Consider the following 25,315-nt stretch of genomic DNA (forward strand, 5'->3'; position numbering starts at 1 on the left):
TGTCGCTGTGCAGAAAGCAAAACCCCCGGCGGGCCGGGGGTTATGGTGTTACTCGTCGAGGAAGGAGCGCAGATGCTCGCTTCTCGTCGGGTGGCGCAGCTTGCGCAGCGCCTTGGCTTCGATCTGACGAATCCGCTCGCGGGTGACATCGAACTGCTTGCCGACTTCCTCGAGGGTGTGGTCGGTATTCATGTCGATGCCGAAGCGCATGCGCAGGACCTTGGCTTCACGGGCAGTGAGGCCGGAGAGCACTTCGCGGGTCGCTTCTTTAAGGCTCTCAACGGTGGCGACATCGATTGGCGACTGCATGGTCGAGTCTTCGATGAAGTCACCCAGATGGGAGTCTTCGTCATCACCGATCGGGGTCTCCATGGAGATCGGCTCCTTGGCGATCTTCAATACCTTGCGGATCTTGTCCTCAGGCATTTCCATGCGTTCGCCCAGCTCTTCCGGAGTCGGTTCACGACCCATTTCCTGCAACATCTGCCGGGAAATACGGTTGAGCTTGTTGATCGTCTCGATCATGTGCACCGGAATACGGATGGTGCGGGCCTGGTCGGCGATCGAGCGAGTGATCGCCTGACGGATCCACCAGGTGGCATAGGTCGAGAACTTGTAGCCGCGACGGTATTCGAACTTGTCCACCGCTTTCATCAAGCCGATGTTGCCTTCCTGGATCAGGTCGAGGAACTGCAGGCCACGGTTGGTGTACTTCTTGGCGATGGAGATCACCAGACGCAAGTTGGCTTCAACCATCTCTTTCTTCGCGCGGCGGGCCTTGGCCTCACCGATCGACATGCGACGGTTGATGTCCTTGATCTCGGCAATCGTCAGGCCGGTTTCGGCCTCGAGCGCGGTCAGCTTCTGCTGGCAACGGACGATATCCGGCTGCAGGCGGCCGATGGCTTCGGCGTACTTGCTCTTGCCCTTGGCCAGGGCATCGGTCCAGCTTTCGTCGATTTCGTTGCCCGGGAACTGGCGCAGGAAATCGGCACGCGGCATGCGGGCATCACGCACGCACAACTGCATGATGGCGCGCTCTTGCTGACGCAGGCGATCCAGGGCACCGCGAACACGCTCGACCAGGCCTTCGAATTGCTTCGGTACCAGTTTGATCGGCATGAACAGCTCGGCCAGGGCCAACAGTTCGGCAATCGCCGCCTTGTTGTTGCGACCGTGCTTTTTCAGGGCCTTGCGGGTGATCTCCATCTGATCGGCCACGGCGCCAAAGCGCTGTGCGGCGATGATCGGATCCGGACCGCTTTCGGCTTCTTCTTCGTCGTCACTGGACTCGGCTTCATCGTCGTCGCTGTCATCGTCCGCTTTCGCGGCCTTGGCATCGATGGGCGGTGGAACTTCGGCAGCAGGCGGCGCAATGCCGTCGTCCGGGTCGATATAACCACTGAGGACGTCGGACAGGCGGCCACCTTCGGTGGTGACGCGAGTGTACTCGGAGAGGATGTGTTCAACCGTGCCAGGGAAGTGCGCGATTGCGCCCATCACTTCACGGATGCCCTCTTCGATACGCTTGGCGATTTCGATTTCGCCTTCACGTGTGAGCAGCTCCACCGTACCCATTTCGCGCATGTACATGCGCACTGGGTCGGTAGTGCGACCAATGTCGGTTTCCACGGCCGCCAACGCTGCAGCTGCTTCTTCGGCGGCTGCTTCGTCGGTATCGGCTTCGGCCAACAAAAGGGCATCCGCATCCGGAGCACTCTCGAATACGTTGATCCCCATGTCGTTGATCATGCGGATGATGTCTTCCACCTGTTCCGGATCTGAAATATCCTCCGGCAGGTGGTCGTTGACCTCCGCGTAAGTCAGGTAACCCTGCTCACGACCACGGCTGATCAACTCTTTGAGGCGAGACTGCTGTTGCGCTTTTCCGGACATAACACCCTATCCACTGAAGGTCTTGGCGGGCAAAAAACAAGCCGAGGATTATACCCGAGCTATGACCTCACGCGCCAGTTGAGGTCGGGTTTGATGCAGGAAGATTGCGTTTTAGCAGGTCAAGCAGCAAAGATTTCTCTTCGGCGCTCAACTCGCTTTGTCGCGATTTCCTGAGAAGTTGTTCCAGCTTTCGCTCGCGCTGGCGGGCTGACAAGCTAGTTATGGTGTCGAAAAACTGTTGTTCAAGGTTTTCTCCCTCGATCAGCCACTCCTTTTCCGCCAGGCGGGTCAGCAATCGGCCCTGTTCGGTGCCGTGCCAACGTGAGATCAACTGAAATGAGCTTAGCTTAGGATTCTTTTGCACGGCTTCGAGCAAGGCCACCAGAAGCTGTGTATTGGTGTTGTCTTCATCCGCGAAGTGACCAGCGGTCTCGACCTTCTCGGCCAGTTGCGGATGGTGGACCAGAGTCCGCAAGGCGGTCAGGGTCGGTGGTTCGACGGCGGCCGGGACTCTCGGGGCACGTGGCTGGTCACGATCGCCGCCACGCTTGCCGTTCTTGTCCCAGGGCTTCTTGTCCCACTTCTTGCCGCCGGCGCCGGGTTTCTTCGGGGTCCATTCCTGCTGGGGCGCATAGGCTTCCTGCGGCTGGTGGTAATCCGAATAGTCCGGTATGGCATCGTAGTCGATACCGGGATCATAGGCCGGTGGCGGGGCGTCCATCGGGGTGCTGTGGGCGAGCTGGCTGACGGTTTCACTGGTCAGGCCGGTGATTTCCGTGAGGCGCTGGCGCATCAGGATCTTCAGGTTGGCGCCGGGAATCTTGTCGATCAGTGGCGCGGCGAGGGTGGCCATATGGGCCTTGCCTTCGAGCGAGCGCGGATCGGCTTCTTCGGTCAACTGTTGGAAGAAATAGTCCGCCAGCGGCTGCGCGTGCTGATTGATCCGGGCGCGGAAGGCGTCGGTGCCTTCGGCGCGGACCAGGGTGTCCGGGTCTTCGCCTTCGGGCAGGAACAGGAAGCGTGCGCGCCGTCCGTCCTGCAGGCTGGTCAGGGTCGCTTCGAGGGCGCGCCAGGCGGCGTTGCGGCCGGCCTGGTCGCCGTCAAAGCAGAACAGCACGTTGGGTACGATGCGGAACAGCTTCTTCATGTGGTCTTCGCTGGTCGCGGTGCCGAGCGTTGCCACGGCGTTGCGCAGGCCTTGCTGGGCCAGGGCGATGACGTCCATGTAGCCCTCGACGACGATGATCTCGTCGAGGTTGCGGTTGTTCTTGCGGGCCTCGAACAGGCCGTAGAGCTCCTGGCCCTTGTGAAACACCGGGGTTTCCGGTGAGTTCAGGTACTTGGGCTTGTCGTCGCCCAGCACCCGGCCGCCGAAGGCGATGATGCGGCCGCGGCTGTCGCGGATCGGAAACATCACGCGATCACGGAAGCGGTCATAGCGTTTGCCGGTCTCGGCGTTCTCGATCAACAGGCCGGCATCGATCATGGCTTTCTGCTGCAGCGTGTCGCTGGACAGGTGCTTGAACAGGTTGTCCCAGCCCGGCGGGGCAAAGCCCAGGCCGAAGTCGCGGGCGATTTCGCCCGTCAGGCCGCGACCCTTGAGGTAGTCCACGGCGGCTTTGCGTGCCGGGTGGCTTTTCAGCGACTGGCGATAAAAATCGGCGGCCGCGGTCAGCAGCGGGTAGAGCGGCGAGTCGGTCGGTTGTCGCGGCTTGTGCGGCCGGCCGCTTTCCTCGCGGGGAATCTCCATGCCGGCGGCTTTCGCCAGTTCCTCGACGGCCTGGGGGAAGTCCAGGTTGTCGTGGTCCATGATGAAGCCGAGGGCGTTGCCGCCCGCGCCGCAGCCAAAGCAGTAGTAGAACTGCTTGTCCGGACTGACGCTGAAGGACGGGGTCTTTTCCTTGTGGAACGGGCAGCAGGCAGTGTAGTTCTTCCCGGCTTTTTTCATTTGCACGCGCGAACTGACCACGTCGACGATGTCGGTGCGGTTCAGAAGGTCGTCAATGAAGCTCTGGGGAATCAACCCGGCCATGGCGTTCTCGTCTTTGCTGCGCTGCAAGGAGATCCCGAAAGGGGCTGGACGTCGTCGGGGCGTGCAGCCACGTGCGCTGCTCGATCGTTCGTCGTCTGCTCAATCATCGTCGGGAAGTGTATCTGCCGAAAACTCGCTGACCTTAATTTCAATCAGCCTTTCAGGTTTCGATTTATAACTGTCGCTGTCGGGCGCGCCGGAGGTCAAGGTGACCGCGCAATGCCGCAAGCTGGAAAGGGTGTGCTCGTCGGTAGCCTTGGCAGGCTCGTCAGTAAAGACGCGCACCACTGGCAAGAAGCCAGTTCTGACGTGGTGAAGCGGGTTCGTCTGGGTCGCATCGGCGGCTTTGACGGTGAAGCATCAAGCGATATCCGCAAATGCCATTAGCCCGGCTGAGGGCCGGGCTTGGCAGAAGCTTGCAGCGAACGTCTGTGTATTAGTACAGACGAACGGCGCGGCGCTGTTCGCGCTGAACTTTCTTGGCGTGACGCTTAACAGCAGCTGCTGCTTTGCGCTTACGCTCGGAAGTCGGCTTCTCGTAAAATTCGCGGCTACGAACTTCAGCCAGAACACCGGCTTTTTCGCAGGAGCGCTTGAAACGACGCAGAGCTACGTCGAAGGGTTCGTTCTCTTTAACTTTGACGGCTGGCATCCAGAGCTACCTTCATTCATTACCGGGGTCAACGTCCTCAGGCAAAAGCGCACTGGAGATCGTCGGTTTTTAAGGGTTGCGGATGTTAACCCCTCAACGGCAGGAATGCAAAGCCTCTGATCGAAAACCGCTGGTCGGGGCCCGGAGTGGCGACTATTATGCGCGCCTTCGAATTCAGCCTCAGGGCGTAAACCCATGCTAGTACTGGGATTGGAAACTTCCTGCGACGAAACCGGTGTCGCGCTGTACGACAGTGAACGCGGGCTGCTGGCCGATGCGCTGTTCAGTCAGATCGACCTGCATCGGGCCTATGGTGGCGTGGTGCCGGAGCTGGCCTCCCGCGATCACGTCAAGCGCATGCTGCCGTTGATTCGCCAGGTGCTGGCCGAGGCCGATCGCGTGCCGACCGAGATCGACGCGATCGCCTATACCGCCGGCCCGGGCCTGGTCGGAGCCTTGCTGGTCGGGGCTTCGTGCGCCCAGGCACTGGCTTTTGCCTGGGGCATACCGGCGCTGGGCGTGCACCACATGGAAGGTCATTTGCTGGCGCCGATGCTGGAAGCGCAGCCACCGGAGTTCCCGTTCGTCGCTTTGCTGGTCTCGGGCGGTCATACGCAGCTGGTTCGGGTGGATGGCATCGGTCAATACGAGTTGCTGGGCGAGAGCCTGGACGATGCCGCGGGCGAGGCCTTCGACAAGACGGCGAAGATGATCGGCCTCAATTACCCGGGTGGGCCGGAAATTGCCCGCCTGGCGGAGCAGGGCGTGTCCGGGCGTTTCGTCTTTCCTCGGCCGATGTGCGACCGGCCGGGCCTGGCGTTCAGCTTCAGCGGCCTGAAAACCTTCGCGCTCAACACCTGGCAGCAGTGTGTCAGCACTGGGGACGACGGTGAGCAAACCCGTTGCGACATCTCGCTGGCCTTCCAGCAGGCAGTGGTGGAGACTTTGACCATCAAGTGCAAGCGGGCGTTGAAGCAGACGGGCATGAAGCGCCTGGTGATCGCTGGTGGTGTCAGCGCCAACAAGGCGTTGCGGGCGTCGCTGGAGAAAATGCTCGGTGAAATGAAGGGCAATGTGTTTTACGCCCGTCCCGAGTTCTGTACCGATAACGGCGCGATGATCGCCTTTGCCGGTTGCCAGCGGCTACAGGCCGGGCAACAGGAAAGCCTGGCGATCAGCGTGCAGGCGCGCTGGCCGATGGAGCAGTTGTCACCCCTCTGACGGCTGGCCGGCGGGTTGCTTGAAGCATTTTCACGCTGTCGATCAGAAATGTCGTTCGCGACCGGCAAAGAGGTCGCGTAGATTGCCACGGTGGCGCCAGACGATCAGGCCGGTCAGCACGCTCATCGGCAACAGCGCCGCCGGTTCCTGCCAGGCCAGTAGCGGCAGGGTCAGCGGGGTGGCGATCAAGGCGGCGAGCGAGCTGGTGCGGGTGAGGTAGAAGGTCAGGATCCAGGCGGCGATGGCCAGCAGGGCGGCAGGCGGGTAAAGCCCCAACAGCATGCCGGCGGCCGTCGCGACGCCTTTGCCGCCGCGAAAGCGGAAGTACAGCGGGAACAGATGGCCGAGGACGGCGCAGAGTCCGACCCAGGCCTGTTGTTGCAGTGACAACCCGGCGAATCCGGCGATCAGCACGGGCAGCAGGCCCTTGAGCAGATCGCCGAGCAGGGTCAGGATCGCCAGCTTCTTGCCGGCCAGGCGCAGCATGTTGGTCGCGCCGGCATTGCCCGAGCCACTCATTCGCGGATCGGGATTTCCCGTGAGGCGGCTGAGCAAAATGGCGAAGGACAGAGAGCCGAGCAGGTAGGCGAGGATCGCCAGTAACCAAAACATGCTAACTATTCCGGGCGAGGACGCCCTGATTCTAACGGCGCATTGCGCCCTTGTCGTGCTGTGGAGAAGAGCGCTTGGACAGAGTGTTTATCGAGGGCCTGGAAGTCGACACCGTGATCGGTGCCTATGACTGGGAGCGCGGCATCAAGCAATGCCTGCGTCTTGACCTCAGTTTCGCCTGGGACAACCGTCCGGCCGCCGCGGGTGACGACCTGACCCTGGCGCTCGACTATGCGAGCGTATCGGCGCGTATCCAGGCCTTTGCCGAGCAATCGCAGTTCCAGTTGGTGGAAACCTTCGCCGAACGCCTGGCTGAAGTACTGATGAGCGAGTTCCAGATTCCCTGGTTGCACCTCAAACTGACCAAGCCGGGTGCCGTCGCGGCCGCCAGGGGCGTGGGCGTGGAGATCGAGCGCGGATGTCGCTAACTCAGGTTTACCTCGGGCTCGGCAGCAATATCGAGCGCGAAACCCATTTGCGCGCTGGCTTGGATGCGCTGGCCGGTTTCCTGCTGGATATTCGTTGCTCGGCGGTGTTCGAAAGCCAGCCGGTGGGGATCAAGAGCGGACCGTTCTTCAATCTGGTGGTGTCGGCAATCACCGACTTGCCGTTGCTGGAGCTGGATCGTCGGTTGAAGTTCATCGAGGCGGACAACGGTCGCTACGCGCCGGAGCGCAAGGGGTTGCCGCTGGACATCGACGTATTGCTGTATGGCGAGCAGGTGGGAAATTTCGATGGGCTGATTCTGCCCCGTGCGGAAATTCTGAAAAATGCCTTCGTCTTGTGGCCATTGTCGTTGATCGCGCCGGCAAAGCTGCACCCTGAAGTGGGCAAGAGCTTTGCGGCGTTATGGCAGGAAGCGAGTATCGATCAGGTACTGGCGCCGGTTGCTTTCGAGTGGCGTGGTCTCCAGTTGACCTCCTCGGATCTGTTGTAGGTCTGTGTCACGGCTTACGCGGTTATTGTAGGAGCCGGCTTGCCGGCGATGACGTCCGCAAGATCGATGCAAGACTTTCTGGCCTCATTGCCGGCAAGCCGGCTCCTACAAGGTGCGTGTTTCAACCAATGATTTTTTCCTTGTAGGCCTTGATGGCCTTCAAGCGCTCACGCTTGAGCGCTTCACCCAGTTCCGGTCCCTTGAACCCCTTTTCCAGCAGTGGCTGGACGGCTACCGCCTTGGCCGCAAGCGCTGCGCCGCGCAGATAGGCGGCCTGTGGATAATCCCGCTCTTCCAGGCCCTGGCGACCCCGGGCGTCCATCTCGCAGGCGGCGATAAACTCCTCGAAACGTTGTGGGCGGCGATACACATCGAAGCTCTGCAGCAGTTCCAGCAATGTTGATGGTTTCAACTCCAGGGCGCGATGGCCGTGGGTATGATATTCGCCCACCAGCAAGGCCAGTTCCTGGCAGTCGCGCGGCACCTTGTAGCGTTCATTGACGGCCTTGATCAGTTTCAATCCCTTGAACTCGTGAGCAATGTGCCTTGGCCATTCGCTCTCGGGTGTAAGGCCTTTGCCCAGGTCATGCAGCAAACAGGCCCAACGCACGGTCAGTGGCTGCCGGTGGCGGGCGGCCTGTTCCAGTACGCTCAGGGTGTGGATGCCGCTGTCGATCTCGGGGTGGTGGGCCGCGGGTTGCGGAACGCCGAACAGGGCATCGACTTCGGGAAACAGGACCGCCAATGCACCGCACTCGCGCAGCACCTGGATAAATACCTGGGGTTGGTCTTCCATCAGGGCGCGGGAGATTTCCTTCCAGCTGCGCTCGGGTGTCAGGGCTTCCAGTTCGCCCGATTCAGCCAGTTGGCGCATCAGGGCGAGGGTTTGCGCTGCAACCTTGAAACCCAGGCCTGCGTAGCGCGCGGCAAAGCGGGCTACGCGCAGGACTCGTAGCGGATCTTCGGCGAACGCGGGGGAAACATGGCGCAGTACGCGGGCTTGAAGATCCTGCTGGCCGTGATAGGGGTCGGTCAATTTGCCGTGATTGTCCTCGGCCATGGCGTTGATCGTCAGGTCGCGGCGGATCAGGTCTTCTTCGAGGGTAACCTCGGGGCTGGCGTGGAAGGTAAAGCCGCCGTAGCCACGTCCGCTTTTGCGTTCGGTGCGGGCCAGGGCGTATTCCTCGCCGCTCTTGGGGTGAAGAAAGACCGGGAAGTCGGCTCCGACCGGGCGAAAGCCCTTGGCGAGCATGTCTTCAGTGGTTGCGCCGACCACGACCCAGTCGATATCGGTGACGGGCTGGCCCAGCAGGCGATCACGAACCGCGCCGCCGACTTTATAGATCTGCATGAAAAACCTCCGTTAGCGCGACAGGATAACCTGTGTGTCCGGCCAACGGAGGCATCGCATGTGCTCAAAGGTGAATGACGGCCAGGTCCAGTCGACCGTAGTCACCCTCGCTGTGCTCGCCTCTGGGCGGTACGTGGTGGGTCTTCATGATCTGGTCGCCCTGCAGGGTTTCCAGGTGGATGTCGAAACCCCAGAGGCGGTGCAGATGCTTGAGCACCTCCTCGGTCGAGTCGCCCAGGGGTTTGCGGTCATGCTGTTGATGGCGCAAGGTCAGCGAGCGATCGCCACGACGGTCGATGCTCCAGATCTGCACGTTGGGTTCGCGGTTGCCGAGGTTGTATTGCGCGGCCAGGGTTTCACGAATGGTCCGGTAGCCGCCTTCGTCGTGGATGGCCGGGACCAGCAGGTCGTCGCGCTGATCGTCATCGAGGATGCTGAACAGCTTGAGGTCACGGATCACCTTGGGTGACAGGTACTGCAGGATAAAACTCTCGTCCTTGAAGCTGCTCATGGCGAACTTGATGCTGGACAACCAGTCGCTCCCGGCCAGTTCCGGGAACCAGCGGCGATCCTCCTCCGTCGGCTCCTCGCACATCCGCCGGATATCCCGATACATGGCGAAGCCCAGGGCGTAGGGGTTGATACCGCTGTAGTAGGGGCTGTCGAAGCCGGGCTGGAAGACCACGCTGGTGTGGGAGGTGAGGAACTCCATCATGAAGCCCTCGGTGACCAATCCCTCGTCGTAGAGATCGTTCATCAGGGTGTAGTGCCAGAACGTCGCCCAGCCTTCGTTCATCACCTGGGTCTGGCGCTGCGGGTAGAAATACTGGGCGATCTTGCGCACGATCCGGACGATTTCCCGTTGCCAAGGCTCCAGTAATGGCGCGTGTTTTTCGATGAAGTAAAGGATGTTCTCCTGGGGTTCGGCGGGGAAGCGCGCGTTGTCCTTGTCGCTGAACTTGTCCGCGCCCTTGGGAATGGTGCGCCACAGGTCGTTGATCTGCTTCTGCAGGTGTTCTTCGCGATCCTTCTGCCGCCGCCGCTCCTCTTCCGCGGAGATCGGGTAGGGGCGCTTGTAGCGGTCGACACCGTAGTTCATCAGGGCGTGGCAGGAGTCGAGCAAGTCTTCCACCGCATCGATGCCATGGCGTTCCTCGCATTGCATGATGTACTGCTTGGCAAAGACTAGGTAATCGATGATCGAGCTGGCATCGGTCCAGGTACGGAACAGGTAGTTGCCCTTGAAGAAGCTGTTATGGCCATAGCAGGCGTGGGCGACCACCAGTGCCTGCATACAGATGGTATTTTCTTCCATCAGGTAGGCGATGCAGGGATCGGAGTTGATCACGATTTCGTAGGCCAGGCCCATCTGGCCGCGGCTGTAAGATTTTTCCGTGCTGAGGAAGTGCTTGCCGTAGGACCAGTGGTGATAGCCCAGGGGCATGCCCACCGAGGCGTAGGCGTCCATCATCTGTTCTGCGGTGATCACTTCGATCTGGTTGGGATAGGTGTCCAGGGCATAACGTTCCGCGATACGGCTGATTTCGCGGTCGTAGGCCTGGATCAACTCGAACGTCCATTCCGAACCGGTGGAAATGGGTTGGCGCCTCTGTTGTTTCTGCTCTCTGGCGGTCATGTCACTAACCTGCGCTGGAAGAGTTCACGGAAGACCGGATAGATATCGCCGGCCGACACCAGCTGTTGCTGGGCAAACGTATCGCTGAACGCCTCGCTGATGCGCTCGTATTCGTACCACAGGGCCTGGTGTTCGCGGGGGGTGATCTCTACGTAAGTGTAGTACTGCACGAACGGCATGATCTGGTTGATCAGGATGTCGCGGCAGATCGGTGAGTCGTCGTTCCAGTTGTCACCGTCGGAGGCCTGGGCCGCATAGATGTTCCATTCGTTGGTCGGATAGCGCTCGGCCATGATCTCCTGCATCAGTTTCAGCGCGCTGGACACAATGGTGCCGCCGGTTTCCCGCGAGTAGAAGAACTCCTCCTCATCGACTTCCCGGGCGCTGGTGTGATGGCGGATGAACACCACTTCGATCTTGTCGTAGTTCCGCTTGAGAAACAGGTACAGCAGGATAAAGAAGCGCTTGGCGATGTCCTTGGTCGCCTGGGTCATGGAGCCGGAGACGTCCATCAGGCAGAACATCACCGCCTTGGAGCTGGGGTTGGGTTGCTTGACCAGCAGGTTGTATTTCAGGTCGAAGGTGTCGAGGAATGGCACGCGATGAATGCGTGCGCTGAGTTTCTCGATTTCCGCCTCGATTTCCTGGATATCGCCGAAATTGTCCGGTTCTTCACGTCTCAGTCGCTCAAGTTCGGCCTTGGCTTCCTTGAGTTTCGCGCGACTGCTGCCGGACAGGGCGATCCGCCGCGCATGGGCCGAGCGCAGGGTGCGGATGATATTGATGCGCGAGGGGTTACCCTCGTTGCTGATCCCGGCGCGGACGGTCTTGAAGGTGTCGGTGCCGGTGAGATTGCGTTTGACCAGGTTCGGCAGTTCCAGGTCTTCGAACATGAATTCGAGGAATTCTTCCTGGGTGATCTGGAAGACGAACTCATCCATCCCCTCGCCGGAATTGCCGGCCTTTCCGGGACCGCGGCCACCGCCGCCGCCCGGTGGCCTGGGGATATGCTCGCCGCTGGTGAATTCCTTGTTGCCGGGATGAACCACGGTCTGTTTGCCGCCGCGCCCATGGTGCAGCACCGGCTCATCGATATCGCGACCGGGAATGCTGATCTGCTCGCCGTGTTCCATGTCGGTGATGGAGCGGCGGCTCACGGCTTCCTCGACCGCCTTTTTGATATGGTCACGATAGCGCCGCAGGAAGCGCTGACGGTTCACCGTGCTCTTGTTCTTGCCATTGAGACGTCGGTCGATCACATAGCTCATGAGGAGCCCTCCGGGCAGCTTCAAGTTACAAGCTTCCAGCGGCAGGCTGGAAGCTTAAAGACAAGCGGTCGGCCGCGACGGTCGCGGGCACGTTCGACAGCGTGCCCGCGACCTGCAGCCTGGCGCTTGCAGCTGCCTTTACTGCGACTTCCTGACCCGCAGGTACCACTCGGAGAGCAGGCGTACCTGTTTGTCGGTGTAGCCGCGTTCGACCATGCGTGTGACGAAGTCGTTGTGTTTCTGCTGGTCTTCCTTGCTTGCCTTGGCGTTGAAGCTGATGACTGGCAGCAGGTCCTCGGTGTTGGAGAACATTTTCTTCTCGATCACCACCCGCAGCTTCTCGTAGCTGAGCCAGGTCGGATTCTTGCCGTTGTTGTTGGCCCGGGCGCGCAGGACGAAGTTGACGATCTCGTTGCGGAAATCCTTCGGATTGCTGATGCCGGCCGGTTTTTCGATTTTCTCCAGCTCTTCGTTCAGGGCGACGCGGTTGAGGATTTCGCCGGTTTCCGGGTCGCGGTATTCCTGGTCCTGGATCCAGAAATCGGCGTACAGCACATAACGATCGAAGATGTTCTGGCCGTACTCGCTGTAGGACTCCAGGTACGCGGTCTGGATTTCCTTGCCGATGAACTCGATATAGCGTGGTGCCAGGTATTCCTTGAGGAAGCGCAGGTAGCGCTCGCGGGTTTCGGCCTGGAACTGTTCCTGTTCGATCTGCTGCTCCAGCACGTACAGCAGGTGCACCGGGTTGGCGGCGATTTCATGGGGATCGAAGTTGAACACTTTCGACAGGATCTTGAAGGCGAAGCGTGTCGACAAGCCGTTCATGCCTTCGTCGACGCCCGCGCTGTCGCGGTATTCCTGGATCGACTTGGCCTTCGGATCGGTATCCTTGAGGTTCTCGCCGTCGTAGACCCGCATTTTCGAGTAGATATTCGAGTTTTCCGGCTCCTTGAGGCGCGAGAGCACGGTGAACTGGGCGAGCATCTTCAGGGTGTCGGGTGCGCAATGGGCCTTGGCCAGGGAGCTGTTGAACAACAACTTGTCGTAGATCTTCACTTCGTCGCTGACCCGCAGGCAGTACGGGACCTTGACGATGTAGATCCGGTCGATGAAGGCTTCGTTGTTCTTGTTGTTACGGAAGGTATGCCATTCCGATTCGTTGGAGTGGGCCAGCAGGATCCCGGTGAAGGGAATGGCGCCGAGGCCTTCGGTACTGTTGTAGTTGCCTTCCTGGGTCGCGGTCAGCAGCGGATGGAGCACCTTGATCGGTGCCTTGAACATTTCCACGAACTCCATCAGGCCCTGGTTGGCCCGGCACAGTGCGCCCGAATAGCTGTAGGCATCGGCGTCGTTCTGCGGGAATTCTTCCAGCTTGCGGATATCGACCTTGCCCACGAGGGCGGAGATATCCTGGTTGTTCTCGTCGCCCGGTTCGGTCTTGGCCACGCCGATCTGGTTGAGGATCGACGGGTAGAGCTTGACCACGCGGAACTGACTGATGTCGCCGCCGAATTCGGCCAGGCGCTTGGTGGCCCAGGGGGACATGATGGTGTTCAGGTAGCGCCGGGGGATGCCGAAGTCTTCCTCGAGGATCGCACCATCTTCCGTGGCGTTGAACAACCCCAGTGGCGACTCGAAGACCGGTGAGCCCTTGATGGCGTAGAAGGGGACTCTCTCGATCAGCTGTTTCAGTTTCTCGGCCAGGGACGACTTGCCGCCGCCGACGGGACCGAGCAGGTAGAGGATCTGCTTCTTCTCTTCCAGGCCTTGGGCGGCGTGGCGGAAATACGAAACGATCTGGTCGATGCATTCTTCCATCCCGTGGAAGTCTTCAAAGGCCGGATAGCGACGGATCACCTTGTTGGAGAAAATGCGCGACAACCGTGAGTTGGTGGACGTGTCCAGCAGTTCGGGTTCGCCGATTGCCAGTAGCAGCCGTTCGGCCGCCGACGCGTAGGCGCTGCGATCCTTTTTGCACAGCTCGAGATACTCCTGCAGCGTGAGTTCTTCTTGCCGTGTGGATTCGAAGCGTTGTTGGAAATGGCTGAATATGCTCATGACGTCACCTCGCTCGATACTTGGAGCCGGTGCCGGATCAGTCAGTCAAGTGCTGGCATGCAACCACGGAACAGTTGCTGTTTACCCCCCAGAACACCTCCAAGGCGACGATAGCCTTGAAAATTACTACCGATGACCCGTACGCCGGTGTACCGGCTCTCCCCTGATTTGGATGGCCTGGGCTTAAGGATAGTTCGGAATCCGGGAGATCAAGGTGAGATGCGCAATTAGTTGCGCCTGACCGTTCGTCAGCAAACGCTCTAGCCCGCTATTTGCGCGGGCTGGAGCGGAAGAAAAAAATTATTCGGAAATATCTTGGGCGGTTTCCGACGGAAAGGTCGCACGCCACAGCTCGAAGCCGCCATCCAGGCTATAGACGTTGGAGAAGCCCTGGCTGACCAGATAGGCCGCTGCACCCTGGCTGGAATTGCCGTGGTAGCAGCACACCACCAGGGGCTGGTCCAGGTCGGCCTTGGCGATGAAGTCGTGCAGGGAGTGATTGTCCAGGTGTCTCGAGCCACTGATGTGGTTCTGGGCAAATGCCTGCGGATCGCGGACGTCGACAACCACGGCACCTTGCTCACGCAGGGCCTGGGCTTGTTCGGGGGGGATGCGTTTGAATTCGCTCATCATGGGCTCCGTCTGGGGCGAGTAGGTCGTACAGTTTAGCGATAGAGCCAGGCCCGGAATCGCTCGGCCAGGGTCGGTGGCGGCGCGACGCCGCCCTGGGTGTCGCATTTGCAGCTCAGGCGTTCACCGGTATCGACGTTCATCAGGGTCATTGCTCCGCCCCAGACGCAGCCGGTATCGAGGGCAAAGATCCCCGGCTCGTCGCACTGGCCTTCGAGGGCCGCCCAATGGCCGAAGATGATCTTCAGGCCCTGGGTCTTGCGTTCCTTATAGCTGAACCACGGCGCGTAGCCGGCCGGTGCCGTGTCGGCGCCTTCCTTGCCCTTGAGATCAAGCTTACCTTCGGCGGTGCAGAAGCGCATGCGCGTGAAGTAGTTGGTGATCACCCGCAGGCGTGCGACACCGTGCAGGTCGCCATCCCACTTGTTCGGCTCGTTACCGTACATGCCATCCAGGAAGGGTGCGAACAGATTGTCGTCACGCAGGGCTTCTTCGACTTCCGCGGCGAGCTTCAGGGCTTTCTTGAGCGTCCACTGCGGTGGAATGCCGGCGTGAACCAGGGCCACATTACGCTCCGGGTCATGGTGCAGCAGTTTTTGCCGACGCAGCCAGTCGAGCAGGTCCGGGCCATCGGGCGCCTCGAGGATCTCGCGCAGGGTGTCGCTTTTCTTCAGGCGTTCGATGTTCCGTGCGGCAGCCAGCAGGTGCAGGTCGTGGTTGCCGAGCACACACACCAGGGACTCACGCATGCCATATAGGAAGCGTAGGGTTTCCAGGGATTGCGGGCCGCGGTTGACCAGGTCGCCCACCAGCCACAGGCGATCCTGGGCCGGATCGAACTTGACCCGCTCCAGCAGGCATTTGAGTGGTTCCAGGCAGCCTTGCAGATCGCCGACGGCGTATACCGCCATCAGTGCAGGGCTCCGGGCACGGCCAGGCGGAACGGGGCGATGATCGCATCGAAGTGCTGGCCGTCTTCGGCGAGCATCTGGTAGCTGCCCTGCATGTTGCCGACCTTGGTCGTCATCACGGTGCCGCTGCTGTAGGTGTGGCTATCGCCGGCTTCGATCAGCGGCTGCAGGCCGACCACGCCGGCACCACGGACTTCCTCGACATGACCGTCGCCATCGGTGATCACCCAATGCCGGGAAAGCAGCCGGGCGGGCAGTTGGCCGTTGTTCTGCACGGTAATCGTGTAGGCAAAGGCGAAGCGGTTCTGCTCGGGCTGTGATTGTTCAGCGAGGAAGCGGGTGACGACGCTGACGTCGACCTGGTAACGAGGATCGGGCATGCGAGAGGCCTTGGAAGCAAAAGCGGAAGACGCGACTGATGGTGCTCAGTCTAGGTCAAGTGCCGGGTAGTAGGCCAGATATGGAATCCGGCGGCGTACCCGGGCGCGATAATGCGGTGTCAGTCGGCGACGGTTGTCGTGTCGGATTGTTCGCTGAGCTTGTCGGCCAGGCGTACGAAAGCGGCGAGGTCCAGTTGTTCCGGGCGCAGGCTGCCATCGACACCGGCGGCTTCGATCTCGGCGCTGCCGAGCAGAGCCTTGAGCGTGTTGCGCAAGGTCTTGCGCCGTTGATTGAAGGCTTCGCGAACGACCCGCTCAAGCAGGCGATGGTCCTTGGCCGGGTGTGGCAGCACGGCGTGAGGCACCAGGCGGACAATGGCCGAGTCGACTTTCGGCGGCGGATTGAACGCGCCAGGGCCGACGTTGAACAGGTGTTCCACGCGGCAATGGTACTGGACCATGATCGACAGGCGACCCCAGTCGCCGCCACCCGGGCCGGCTGCCAGGCGCTCGACGACTTCCTTTTGCAGCATGAAATGCATGTCGCGGATCAGGCTGGCGTTGTGCAGCAGGTGAAAAATCAGCGGTGTGGAGATGTTGTACGGCAGGTTGCCGACCACCCGCAGGCTGCTCGGCGCTGCGTTCAGGCTGGTGAAGTCGAATTTCAGCGCATCGCCCTGATGCAGGTTGAAGTTAGCCTTGCCGGCGAACTGCTGGTTCAGGATCGGGATCAGGTCCTTGTCCAGTTCAACCACATCCAACTGTGCGCCACTGCCCAGCAAGCCTTCGGTCAAGGCGCCCTGGCCTGGACCGATTTCCAGCAGGCGGTCTTCGGGCTTGGCATGGATGGCGCGCAGGATGCGGTCGATCACCCCGGCGTCGTGCAGGAAGTTCTGCCCGAAACGCTTGCGCGCCCGGTGTTGGTATTGCTCGCTCATAAACGGGTCTCGGCCATCTGGTAGGCGGTTTCCAGGGCGACTTGCAGGCTGCCGGTATCGATTTTGCCGCTGCCGGCCAGATCCAGGGCGGTGCCATGGTCGACTGAGGTACGGATGATCGGCAAGCCCAGGGTCACATTGACTGCCGCGCCGAAACCTTTGTATTTCAGTACGGGCAGGCCCTGGTCGTGGTACATCGCCAGCACCGCATCGCAGTGCTCCAGATATTTGGGGGTAAACAGAGTGTCGGCGGGCAGCGGGCCACGCAGGTCCATGCCGTCGCTGCGCAGACGCTCCAGGGTGGGTTCGATGATGTCGATCTCTTCGTGGCCCAGGTGGCCGCCTTCGCCGGCATGGGGGTTGAGCCCGCAGACCAGGATGCGCGGTTGGGCAATGCCGAATTTTTCCTTGAGATCGGCATGCAGGATGCGTGTGACGCGCTCCAGGCGTTCCGGGGTAATCGCGTCCGCCACCTGGCGCAAGGGCAGGTGAGTGGTGACCAGCGCCACTCGCAGTCCGCGGGTGGCCAGCATCATGACAACCTGGCGGGTGTGGGTCAGGTCCGCAAGGAACTCCGTGTGGCCGGAGAACGCGATTCCGGAATCGTTGATCACGCCCTTGTGCACCGGTGCGGTGATCATGCCGGCGAAATCGCCGTCCAGGCAGCCTTGGCCAGCGCGGGTCAGGGTCTCCAGGACAAAGGCCGCATTGGCCTTGTCCAGTTGCCCGGCGATGACCGGGGTCGCCAGTGGCGTATCCCACACATACAGGCTGCCTGCCGCTGCCGGTTGGTCCGGCCAGTTGTCCGGCCCCACCGGCAGCAGGTCGACGGCCACGGCCAGTTGCGCGGCCCGCTCGGCGAGCAGGTCACGACTGGTAATGGCAATCAGGGGATGCGGTTGGGACTGCGAGGCGAGCAGCAGGCAAAGGTCTGGACCTATGCCCGCCGGCTCGCCGGGTGTCAACGCGAAACGCTTGGGTTTCACTGGGCCGCCTGGTCTGCGCCAGGGAGCTTGATTTCAACGTAGGCCTCGTCACGGATCTGACGCAGCCAGGTTTGCAGCTCTTCATCGTACTTGCGGTTACGCAGCACGGTCATGGCTTGCTGTTCGCGTGCCTGCGTGGTGCTGTCGGTGGCGCGACGGCCAAGGACTTCCAGCACGTGCCAGCCATATTGGGTCTTGAACGGCTTGGACAGCACGCCTTGCGGCGTTTTTGCCATGACTTCCTGGAACTCCGGAACCAGTACCTTCGGGTCGATCCAGTTCAGGTCGCCGCCGTTGAGGGCGGAGCCCGGATCTTCCGAGAAACTCTTGGCCAGGGTGGCGAAGTCTTCGCCATTCTGGATGCGTTCGTAGAGTTTCTGGGCCAGGGCCTGGGTCTCGGCTTCGCTGCGAATGGCGTTCGGCTTGATCAGGATGTGACGAACATGCACTTCGTCGCGCATCTGGGTTTCGCCGCCACGCTTCTCCAGCACCTTGAGGATGATGAAGCCGCCTGGAGTGCGCGCAGGTTCGGTGATATCACCGATGGGCATGCTGCTCAGCAAATGGTCGAACGGTGGCGGCAATTGCGCCGGCTTGCGCCAGCCCATGTCACCGCCTTCGAGGGCGTTGTCGCTGCCGGACTTGGCAATGGCCAACTGGGCGAAATCGGCACCCTGCTTGAGCTGCCGGTAAACGTCCTGGGCCTGTGCTGCCGCGGCCTGGATAGCCTGAGAGCTGGCGCTGTCCGGTGTGGCGATCAGGATATTGGCCAGGTGCAACTCTTCGGAGAGTTGCATTTTGCCCAGGTCGGAAGCGAGGAAGTTTTTCACTTCCTGCTCGGAAACCTGGATCCGTTCGGCAACCCGGCGCTGGCGTACGCGGCTGATGACCATTTCGCGGCGGACCTGGTCCCGTGCGTCCTCATAGGAGAGGCCGTCGTGGGCCAGTGCGGCCTTGAACTGATCCACCGACATGTTATTGCGTTGGGCAATGGTGCCGATGGCCTGGTTCAGTTCTTCGTCGGAGATACGGATGCCAGAGCGTTCGCCGATCTGCAGTTGCAGGTTTTCGACGATCAGGCGTTCGAGGACCTGCTGGTCCAGGACGCTGGTCGGTGGCACGCCGCCGCCACGCTTGGCGATGCTCTGCTGGACTTCGTGGACACGCTGGTCCAGTTGGCTCTGCATGATCACGTCGTTGTCGACGATCGCCACGACGCTGTCGAGGGGCTGCACGGCGGCGTGAACCGCCGCACTCAGGACCAGCGCGCCCAGCATCAGCGGGCGCAGACAATCAGAAAGCTTGATCTTCACGTTCACGATAACCTTGGATGCCTTTGTCGAGGAAGCTCTCTAGTTTGGCGCCAGTAACGCCGCCGAGGCCCTTCAGAACAATTTGGAGGAAGATGCCATGGTCGCCTTTCTCGTTTTGCGGGGCGTCTTGGCTGAACTCGTCATACTTGACCCAGTAACGGTTGATCAGGCGCAGTTTCCAGCAGCAGTTGTCGTACTCGAAACCACCGAAGGCTTCCAGCGTGCGGTTGCGGTTGTAGTCGTACTGCCAGCGGCTGATGACGTTCCACTGCGGCACGATCGGCCAGATCACCGAGAAGTCGTGCTGCTGGATCTTGTAGTAGTCCTTCACGAAGCCAGGCGTGCCCGGGGTGCCGTAGTCGCCGCCGAACTGCCATTGACCGGTGTTCTGGTTGTAGATGACCTGGTCGTTGCGATAGCGATAGCCGGCGTTGAAGACCTTGTTCGGGTTGTCTTCAGGCTGGTAGTGGAACATCGCGCTGCCGGAACGCGGGCTGTGGCTGTCCGGGTCCCAGTTGTAGTCGGCTGTCGCACGCCAGTCGTGGTTGAAACGGTAGGCGTATTCCAGGGCGTAGGGCGAGACATTGGCCTTTGCATCCGCGCGAGTGTGGAAGTCCACGCCCGGCAACTGGACGGTACGGTCCTTGAAGTACAGTGCCTGGCCGACACTGATGCGTTGACGCTCGAAGCCATTGTCTTCGATCCAGCGGCTGGTGAGACCCAGGGACAACTTGTTCTCGTCACCGACGCGGTCCGAACCGGAGAAGCGGTTGTCGCGGAACAACGAGGAATAGTTGAAGCTGTATTCGCCAGTATCGAATACCGGGATGTTCTTCTGGTCTTTCTCAGGAACATAGAGATAGAACAGGCGCGGTTCCAGGGTCTGGCGATAGTTGGTACCAAACAGGCTGGTGTTGCGGTCGAAGTACAGGCCGCTGTCGATGCTGGCGATCGGAACGCTGCGGCTCTGTGAACTGTTGAAGGTTTCGCCGAGGGCTGAAGCATTGCCGGTATTCTTGACCAGGTCGTCCCTGCCTTGGGAACCCAGGTCCAGATCATACTGGGTGTACTGGTACTTGAGCGATGGCGTTATGTAGCCATAAGTCCAGTTCATCGGCAGGCTGACACCCGGCTTGAGGTTCAGGCGAGTGCCGTTGGCACGCGCGAGGCCGACCACGTTGGTGTCCAGGCGAGGAGTGCCGCCTGTGGGATTCCCGTTGACGTCGAACGGTCCGCCATCCTTGTCGAAGAAGTTGCCGGTTTCCAGGCTGCGCTCGAAACGTACCGCTTCAGTCTCGTAGGTGAAGTCGAGACCTTCAGGGTGGTAAGGCAGCGTACCGTTGAAGGTGATCTGCGGCAGTCGGTTGTAAGGCGTGATGTTCGACACGCTCGCCAGCTGGTAGGCCTGCACATTGAGTCGAGCGGTGTAGTCGTCACCGCGGTAGCTGACAGCGCCCTGCTGGTTGACATAGGAGCTGGAGTCCTTGACGCCGATCTGGTCGCTGGTCAGGTCCTGGAAGTAATAGGGATCGCTGATCTTGGTGTAGTCGACCTCGGTCAGTACACGCGAATCCAGGCCACCCTTGTGCTGCCAGTTGATCATGTAGCGGGTTTTTTCGGAGTCGGTCTGCTTCGAACGATCGTTGCTGTCGTCGTTCAGGTACGCGCCGCCGAACTGGCCTTCGCTGGACTTGGTCAGGTAGCGGAATTCGCCTTCCATCAACAAGCCGCGCTTGGTCATGTAGCGTGGGTACAACGTGGCATCGTAGTTCGGGGCCAGGTTGAAGTAGTACGGCGTGACCATCGTGAAGCCGTTGTCGCTGTCGGAGCTGAAGCTCGGCGGCAGGAAACCGGACTGGCGGCGGTCATCGATCGGGAAGTAGATGTACGGCGTGTACAGGACTGGAATGTCCTTGACCCGCAGTGTCACGTTGGTCGCGGTACCGAAGCCGGTCGCCGGGTTCAAGGTGATGTTGTTGCCCTTGAGCTGCCAGGCGTTGCTGTTCGGTTCGCAGGTGGTGTACGTACCGTCCTTGAGACGGATGATCGCGTTTTCGGCGCGCTTGGCATACAGCGCACTGCCGCGGATACGCGATTTGTGCAGGACGTATTCGGCGTTGTCGACCTTGGCTTCGCCGGTGTCCAGTTGCACGTCGGCGTGATCGCCGACCAGCAAGGCACCGTTGTCGCGGACACGAACGTTGCCGTTCAGCTCGCCACGGTTCTCTGCCTGGTACAGGCTCGCTTCATCGGCCTCGACCTGCATGCTGCCCTGGCGCATGACCACGTCGCCGGCCAGGCTGGCGACCTGCTGGTCCTGCTCGTAACGGGAAGCCTTGGCACCGATAAAGGTCGGCGCATCACTTTTATTCGTCTTGTCATTCATGCCAGGACGAATCGGTTCGATATAGGAACCAGAGCAGTAAGGACCGGTTTCGGCCAATTGCGCAGGTGTCAGCTTCTCGCGGGGTACCCAGTCGAGGTGACTGTAGTCGGCACTGCGCGATTTCAGGCCGCGGCCCTTGGCTTCGGTGACCAGCTTGGTGGCCGGTGCGGAATCGCCGCCGGAACCGCTGTCAGCCGTGGCCTCGGTGCTGCCGCCGACCGAGCCGGCTTCATGCACGGGACGCGGTGGCAACTGGGCGGTGGTCGCCTTGGGCGCACAGCTCCAGGCGCCCGAAGCGGACGCCGAACAGTCATACTGTTCAGCAGCGACGACGAACGAAGTGGCTAAAGGTTGCAGTGCCAGCAAACCGCCGGTGACCAGCAACGGAAACTTTCTACGAAACGCGGGGGATTTCAATGCCATCTTATTAGTCCGGGCTTCCTGCGTGCCATCTGCCCGCGGTAAAGGGCCGCACGCCTATCGATGGTCTGAAAAAGATGCTGGATAATAAAGCATGACCCGCTTGACGGCTAGCGCCGTCGGAGACCCTTGTAATGCCTGACCAAGATCTACGCTTGCAACACCTGAAAGTTTGGCTGGACAAGCAGTTGGCAACGCTATTCCTGGCTGAAGGCTGGGGTGTCGTGCCCGCCGCCACATTGACCGCGGCCAGCAGCGACGCGAGTTTCCGCCGGTATTTCCGCTGGGAAGGCGAGGGCCGCAGCTTTATCGTGATGGACGCTCCGCCGCCCCAGGAAAACTGCAAACCCTTCGTGGATATCGCCCATTTGCTGGCGAAATCCGGCATCAACGTGCCAAAAATTCATGCGCAGGATCTGCACAACGGATTTCTTTTGCTCAATGACCTGGGCAACCGGACCTATCTGGATGTGATCGACGTCGAAAACGCCGATGCCTTGTTCACCGATGCCATTGAGGCCCTGCTGGCTTTTCAACAGTTGCCGATGAACGCCGGGTTGCCGAGCTATGACGTCGCGTTGTTGCGCCGCGAGCTCGAACTCTTTCCCGAATGGTATGTGGGACGTGAACTGGGCATCAGCTTCAGTCCCGTGCAACTCGAGCGGTGGCAGCGGATCAGCACGCTGTTGATCGACAGCGCGCTGGCACAGCCGAAAGTGCTGGTGCACCGCGACTACATGCCGCGCAACCTGATGCTGAGCCAGCCGAATCCGGGTGTGCTGGATTTCCAGGATGCGGTCTATGGTCCGGTGACCTATGACATCACCTGCCTGTTCAAGGACGCCTTTCTCAGTTGGCCCGAAGCGCGGGTCGGTGAGTGGTTGCATGGCTACTGGCAGCAAGCCGGGCGGCTGGGTATTCCGGTCCAGCCGGACTTCGAGGCGTTTCACCGTGCCAGCGATCTGATGGGCGTGCAGCGCCACCTGAAAGTGATCGGGATCTTTGCCCGTATCTGCCACCGCGACGGCAAGCCGCGCTACCTGGCGGATGTGCCACGCTTCTTTGCCTATATAGAAGCGGTACTGGCCCGCCGTCCGGAACTCGCCGAGCTGGGCGAGTTGTTGGCCAGCCTGCGCTCGCCTGCCGGTGCCGTTGTATGAAGGCGATGATTCTGGCGGCGGGGAAAGGCGAGCGCATGCGTCCGCTGACCCTGCACACGCCAAAGCCGCTGATTCGTGCCAAGGGCGTCCCGTTGATCGACTACCACCTGCGGGCTCTCGCTGCGGCGGGCTTCCAGGAGATTGTCATCAACCATGCCTGGCTGGGGCAGCAGATCGAGGACTACCTCGGCGATGGTTCGCGTTATGGCCTGAGCATCGCCTATTCGCCGGAAGGTGAGCCGCTGGAAACCGGTGGGGGTATCTTCCGGGCGCTGCCGTTGTTGGGAGATGAACCCTTCCTGGTGGTCAACGGCGATATCTGGACCGACTATGATTTTTCGACATTGCATCGTCCGCTGGCCGGCCTGGCGCATCTGGTGATGGTCGACAATCCGCCTCATCATCCGGCGGGCGGAGACTTTGTCTTGAGTGACGGTCAGGTGCGTGATGATGAGTCGGGTGCGGCCAGACTGACCTACAGCGGTATTTCCGTGCTGCATCCCGAGCTGTTTGCCGGATGCGTTGCGGGGGCGTTCAAGCTGGCGCCGTTGTTGCGCCAGGCCATGGCCCGGGGGCGGGTCAGTGGAGAGCACCTGAAGGGACACTGGGTTGATGTCGGCACCGTCGAGCGTCTGGCACAAGTCGAGCAATTGCTGGAAGAGAGACACTGATATGTTGTGGCCAGGGACTCTGATTGGAGCCGGGGCGGGCTTTGCCATTGCCAGTATTCCGGGGGCCATGTTGGGCGCGCTGCTGGGGCAGGCGCTGGATCGGCGCCTGCAATTGCACAGCCTGGCGCATCTGCGCGAGCGCCTGGGCGGCAAGCCGGCATTGCGCAACGACGAGTTGTTGTTTGTCTTGCTCGGGCGCCTCGCCAAGAGCGATGGGCGGGTAGTGGATGGTCACATCCAGCAGGCTCGCCAGGAAATGCGTCAGTTGGACATGGGCGAGGCGGCACAGCGCCGGGCGATTGCCGCGTTCAATCGCGGCAAGTCGGGGAGTGACCGCCTGCGCGGTTACCTGCGCCACCTCAAGGCACAGCCCCATGCGGCGGAAGGTGTGCTGCGCGCCTGCTGGCGCATGGTCTGGGCCGATGGCCGGGCCGGGCGCGAAGAGCGTGAACTGATTCTGCTCTGGGGCAAGTGGCTGGGCTGGACTTCGCAGCAGATCCAGGCCCTGGCCAGCGACTACGAGCCCACGCGCAAGCCGCTGATGAGCAGTGCCGGGAGCTATCAGGACGCACTACGGATCCTGGGGGTCGCACCCACCAGCGAACCGGCGCAGATCAAGCGGGCGTATCGGCGCCTGTTGAGTCGGCATCATCCGGACAAGGTGGCGGGTGGCGGTGCGACGCCCGCCCAGGTGCAGGACGCCACCGAGAAAACCCGCGAGCTGCACCAGGCCTATGCGCTGATCCGCGAGCGGCGGGATTTTCGCTAGCGTGTTTCCACAGGAGCAGCCAGGGAACTACTGGCTGTCGTCCTGGGGATTCAGGTAACCGCGAATACGGCGAAACAACTGTTCCTGCCCCGGATTACCCGGCAGCGCCTTCAACGACACCTGGGTGTAGCTGGAGGTCTTCTGGCGCTTGCTGGCTTGCAGGCGTTGCAAGGCGGCTTTGCGATCCAGCGGGTTGTCCTGATAGAAGAAATCGGCGGTCGCCAGTTTCAGCCCCGGCGTCAGTTGCCCCAGGTCCGGTTTGGCACTGACTGGCGTCTGTGCCGCCACCAGTACCAGCTTCTGTACTTGCGGCGAGGCCTTTTCGAGCATGTAGCGGGTTGCCCAATAGGCACCGGTGCCATGACCGAGCAGGACGATACTGCGGGCATTCTGCTGTTGTGCATAGGCGATGGCAGCGTCGAAGCGGGCAAAGATCCGTTCGGCATCGGCCTTGAGCGGGTCTTCGCTATTCTCCACCACGGGCTGGTCGGGGCTATCGGCTTCGGCGCTGGCCGCCTGTTCGATGGGTTTGGCGGTGGTGCTGGCGTCCTTGCTGTTGGCGGATGCCGGCTCCGCGGGTTTTGCGGCTTCGACTACCCGCGGCAGGCTGGCTTCGCTTTGCAGGTCCGGGAGTGTCAGACTCAGGCTGCTCCACTGGGCGTCCGGCAGTTTGCGTCGTAACGGCCCGATTGCTTGAGGCCAGTCAGCCGTTTCACCGGCACCCGGGATTATGATCACCGCACCGGTCGGTGAGGGCGTGTTGGCCGGCTTCCACAAGGCGAGGAAGGTGTCGCCCGCAGCTTGCAGTTGTTGTTGCTCCTGTTGCGGCAGCTGTCGTTCCAGTGCGGTCGCGTCTTCCTGGCTGCGTTCGGCCAGTGGCTGGCGCTCGACCGGCTTCTCGGCGGGGGCTGGCGCCGCTGCGGGGGCCGGATCGGCCGCCAGGACCGGTGCGGCAAGCGGTAGTATCAACGACAGGCACAGCGCGGGGAGTGCCGAGCGGTAGACAGGGGGCATCGGATTTTCCAGGCCAGAAGTAATCCTGGCAGCCTAATGGGTTGGTCAGTATTTGTCAGTGTGGATGAGTC

General features: G+C 61.1%; 23 protein-coding genes. 6 read left to right on the forward strand and 17 right to left on the reverse strand.

Going from position 1 to position 25,315, the window contains the following annotated elements; all coding sequences use genetic code 11:
* Window positions 1-48: 48 nt before the first annotated feature.
* The 4 genes from rpoD to rpsU all read right to left on the reverse strand — a co-directional run bounded on the left by rpoD (window position 49) and on the right by rpsU (window position 4,580).
* Window positions 49-1,896, reverse strand: a complete 1,848-nt coding sequence (rpoD, locus tag HX851_RS43865) for an RNA polymerase sigma factor RpoD (protein WP_177063020.1) — start codon at window positions 1,894-1,896, stop codon at window positions 49-51.
* A 67-nt stretch (window positions 1,897-1,963) separates the two neighbouring features.
* Window positions 1,964-3,928: a DNA primase gene (gene dnaG / locus HX851_RS43870; RefSeq protein ID WP_177063065.1), complete on the reverse strand. Its 1,965-nt coding sequence runs from the start codon at window positions 3,926-3,928 to the stop codon at window positions 1,964-1,966.
* 99 nt (window positions 3,929-4,027) lie between these two features.
* On the reverse strand, window positions 4,028-4,222 hold the full coding sequence (locus tag HX851_RS43875) for a hypothetical protein (protein ID WP_177063021.1): 195 nt from the start codon (window positions 4,220-4,222) through the stop codon (window positions 4,028-4,030).
* Between the two features lie 142 nt (window positions 4,223-4,364).
* A complete protein-coding gene (gene rpsU / locus HX851_RS43880; RefSeq protein WP_002551877.1) occupies window positions 4,365-4,580 on the reverse strand; it encodes a 30S ribosomal protein S21 in 216 nt (71 codons plus the stop codon).
* Window positions 4,581-4,775: 195 nt separating this feature from the next.
* On the opposite strand from rpsU, the gene tsaD reads away from it, so the two are divergent.
* A complete protein-coding gene (gene tsaD, locus HX851_RS43885; protein WP_177063022.1) occupies window positions 4,776-5,801 on the forward strand; it encodes a tRNA (adenosine(37)-N6)-threonylcarbamoyltransferase complex transferase subunit TsaD in 1,026 nt (341 codons plus the stop codon).
* Between the two features lie 42 nt (window positions 5,802-5,843).
* On the opposite strand, the gene plsY is transcribed toward tsaD, so the two are convergent.
* Complete coding sequence (gene plsY / locus HX851_RS43890) at window positions 5,844-6,413, reverse strand: glycerol-3-phosphate 1-O-acyltransferase PlsY (protein ID WP_177063023.1); 570 nt, start codon at window positions 6,411-6,413, stop codon at window positions 5,844-5,846.
* Window positions 6,414-6,487: 74 nt separating this feature from the next.
* Here plsY and folB point away from each other — a divergent pair, with 74 nt between their 5' ends.
* Window positions 6,488-6,841 (forward strand): dihydroneopterin aldolase, encoded by a 354-nt coding sequence (gene folB / locus HX851_RS43895; protein WP_177063024.1) that lies wholly within the window; start codon window positions 6,488-6,490, stop codon window positions 6,839-6,841.
* Window positions 6,832-7,350 (forward strand): 2-amino-4-hydroxy-6-hydroxymethyldihydropteridine diphosphokinase, encoded by a 519-nt coding sequence (gene folK, locus HX851_RS43900; protein ID WP_177065434.1) that lies wholly within the window; start codon window positions 6,832-6,834, stop codon window positions 7,348-7,350. Before folB ends, folK begins: the two co-directional genes overlap by 10 nt.
* A 121-nt stretch (window positions 7,351-7,471) precedes the next feature.
* Here the strand turns inward: folK and HX851_RS43905 are convergent, their stop codons facing one another.
* The 11 genes from HX851_RS43905 to HX851_RS43955 all read right to left on the reverse strand — a co-directional run bounded on the left by HX851_RS43905 (window position 7,472) and on the right by HX851_RS43955 (window position 21,633).
* Window positions 7,472-8,701 carry a multifunctional CCA addition/repair protein gene (locus HX851_RS43905; RefSeq protein ID WP_177065436.1) on the reverse strand — a complete coding sequence of 410 codons (1,230 nt, stop codon included), beginning with the start codon at window positions 8,699-8,701 and terminating at the stop codon, window positions 7,472-7,474.
* Between the two features lie 64 nt (window positions 8,702-8,765).
* On the reverse strand, window positions 8,766-10,337 hold the full coding sequence (locus tag HX851_RS43910) for a SpoVR family protein (protein ID WP_177063027.1): 1,572 nt from the start codon (window positions 10,335-10,337) through the stop codon (window positions 8,766-8,768).
* Entirely contained in the window at window positions 10,334-11,605 is a 1,272-nt protein-coding gene (locus HX851_RS43915) for a YeaH/YhbH family protein (protein ID WP_017128690.1), read from the reverse strand. The genes HX851_RS43910 and HX851_RS43915 overlap by 4 nt, the downstream gene beginning before the upstream one ends.
* 138 nt (window positions 11,606-11,743) lie before the next feature.
* Window positions 11,744-13,666, reverse strand: a complete 1,923-nt coding sequence (locus tag HX851_RS43920) for a PrkA family serine protein kinase (protein ID WP_177063028.1) — start codon at window positions 13,664-13,666, stop codon at window positions 11,744-11,746.
* 300 nt (window positions 13,667-13,966) lie between these two features.
* Window positions 13,967-14,296, reverse strand: a complete 330-nt coding sequence (gene glpE / locus HX851_RS43925) for a thiosulfate sulfurtransferase GlpE (RefSeq protein ID WP_177065444.1) — start codon at window positions 14,294-14,296, stop codon at window positions 13,967-13,969.
* 35 nt (window positions 14,297-14,331) lie between these two features.
* Window positions 14,332-15,207, reverse strand: a complete 876-nt coding sequence (locus HX851_RS43930; RefSeq protein WP_177065446.1) for a symmetrical bis(5'-nucleosyl)-tetraphosphatase — start codon at window positions 15,205-15,207, stop codon at window positions 14,332-14,334.
* A complete protein-coding gene (gene apaG / locus HX851_RS43935) occupies window positions 15,207-15,587 on the reverse strand; it encodes a Co2+/Mg2+ efflux facilitator ApaG/CorD (protein ID WP_177063031.1) in 381 nt (126 codons plus the stop codon). The genes HX851_RS43930 and apaG overlap by 1 nt, the downstream gene beginning before the upstream one ends.
* A 119-nt stretch (window positions 15,588-15,706) precedes the next feature.
* Complete coding sequence (gene rsmA, locus HX851_RS43940; protein ID WP_177063032.1) at window positions 15,707-16,525, reverse strand: 16S rRNA (adenine(1518)-N(6)/adenine(1519)-N(6))-dimethyltransferase RsmA; 819 nt, start codon at window positions 16,523-16,525, stop codon at window positions 15,707-15,709.
* Window positions 16,522-17,511, reverse strand: coding sequence for a 4-hydroxythreonine-4-phosphate dehydrogenase PdxA (pdxA, locus tag HX851_RS43945; RefSeq protein WP_177063033.1), 990 nt, complete (start codon window positions 17,509-17,511; stop codon window positions 16,522-16,524). Before pdxA ends, rsmA begins: the two co-directional genes overlap by 4 nt.
* Window positions 17,508-18,824 (reverse strand): peptidylprolyl isomerase, encoded by a 1,317-nt coding sequence (locus tag HX851_RS43950; RefSeq protein WP_177063034.1) that lies wholly within the window; start codon window positions 18,822-18,824, stop codon window positions 17,508-17,510. The genes pdxA and HX851_RS43950 overlap by 4 nt, the downstream gene beginning before the upstream one ends.
* The gene (locus HX851_RS43955; protein WP_177065448.1) at window positions 18,805-21,633 is read right to left on the reverse strand and encodes an LPS-assembly protein LptD; all 2,829 of its coding nucleotides are present in this window, start codon (window positions 21,631-21,633) and stop codon (window positions 18,805-18,807) included. Before HX851_RS43955 ends, HX851_RS43950 begins: the two co-directional genes overlap by 20 nt.
* Window positions 21,634-21,764: 131 nt before the next feature.
* On the opposite strand from HX851_RS43955, the gene HX851_RS43960 reads away from it, so the two are divergent.
* The 3 genes from HX851_RS43960 to HX851_RS43970 are packed head-to-tail and all read left to right on the forward strand — an operon-like array spanning window position 21,765 to window position 24,230.
* The gene (locus HX851_RS43960) at window positions 21,765-22,790 is read left to right on the forward strand and encodes an aminoglycoside phosphotransferase family protein (protein ID WP_177065450.1); all 1,026 of its coding nucleotides are present in this window, start codon (window positions 21,765-21,767) and stop codon (window positions 22,788-22,790) included.
* Entirely contained in the window at window positions 22,787-23,461 is a 675-nt protein-coding gene (murU, locus tag HX851_RS43965) for an N-acetylmuramate alpha-1-phosphate uridylyltransferase MurU (protein ID WP_177065452.1), read from the forward strand. The genes HX851_RS43960 and murU overlap by 4 nt, the downstream gene beginning before the upstream one ends.
* A gap of 1 nt (window position 23,462) precedes the next feature.
* The gene (locus HX851_RS43970; protein WP_177063038.1) at window positions 23,463-24,230 is read left to right on the forward strand and encodes a TerB family tellurite resistance protein; all 768 of its coding nucleotides are present in this window, start codon (window positions 23,463-23,465) and stop codon (window positions 24,228-24,230) included.
* A 27-nt stretch (window positions 24,231-24,257) separates the two neighbouring features.
* Here the strand turns inward: HX851_RS43970 and HX851_RS43975 are convergent, their stop codons facing one another.
* Window positions 24,258-25,244: an alpha/beta hydrolase family protein gene (locus HX851_RS43975; protein ID WP_177063039.1), complete on the reverse strand. Its 987-nt coding sequence runs from the start codon at window positions 25,242-25,244 to the stop codon at window positions 24,258-24,260.
* Window positions 25,245-25,315 lie beyond the last annotated feature (71 nt).

Origin of the sequence: Pseudomonas gingeri (assembly GCF_013385635.1) — a bacterium.
GTDB lineage: Bacteria > Pseudomonadota > Gammaproteobacteria > Pseudomonadales > Pseudomonadaceae > Aquipseudomonas > Aquipseudomonas gingeri_A.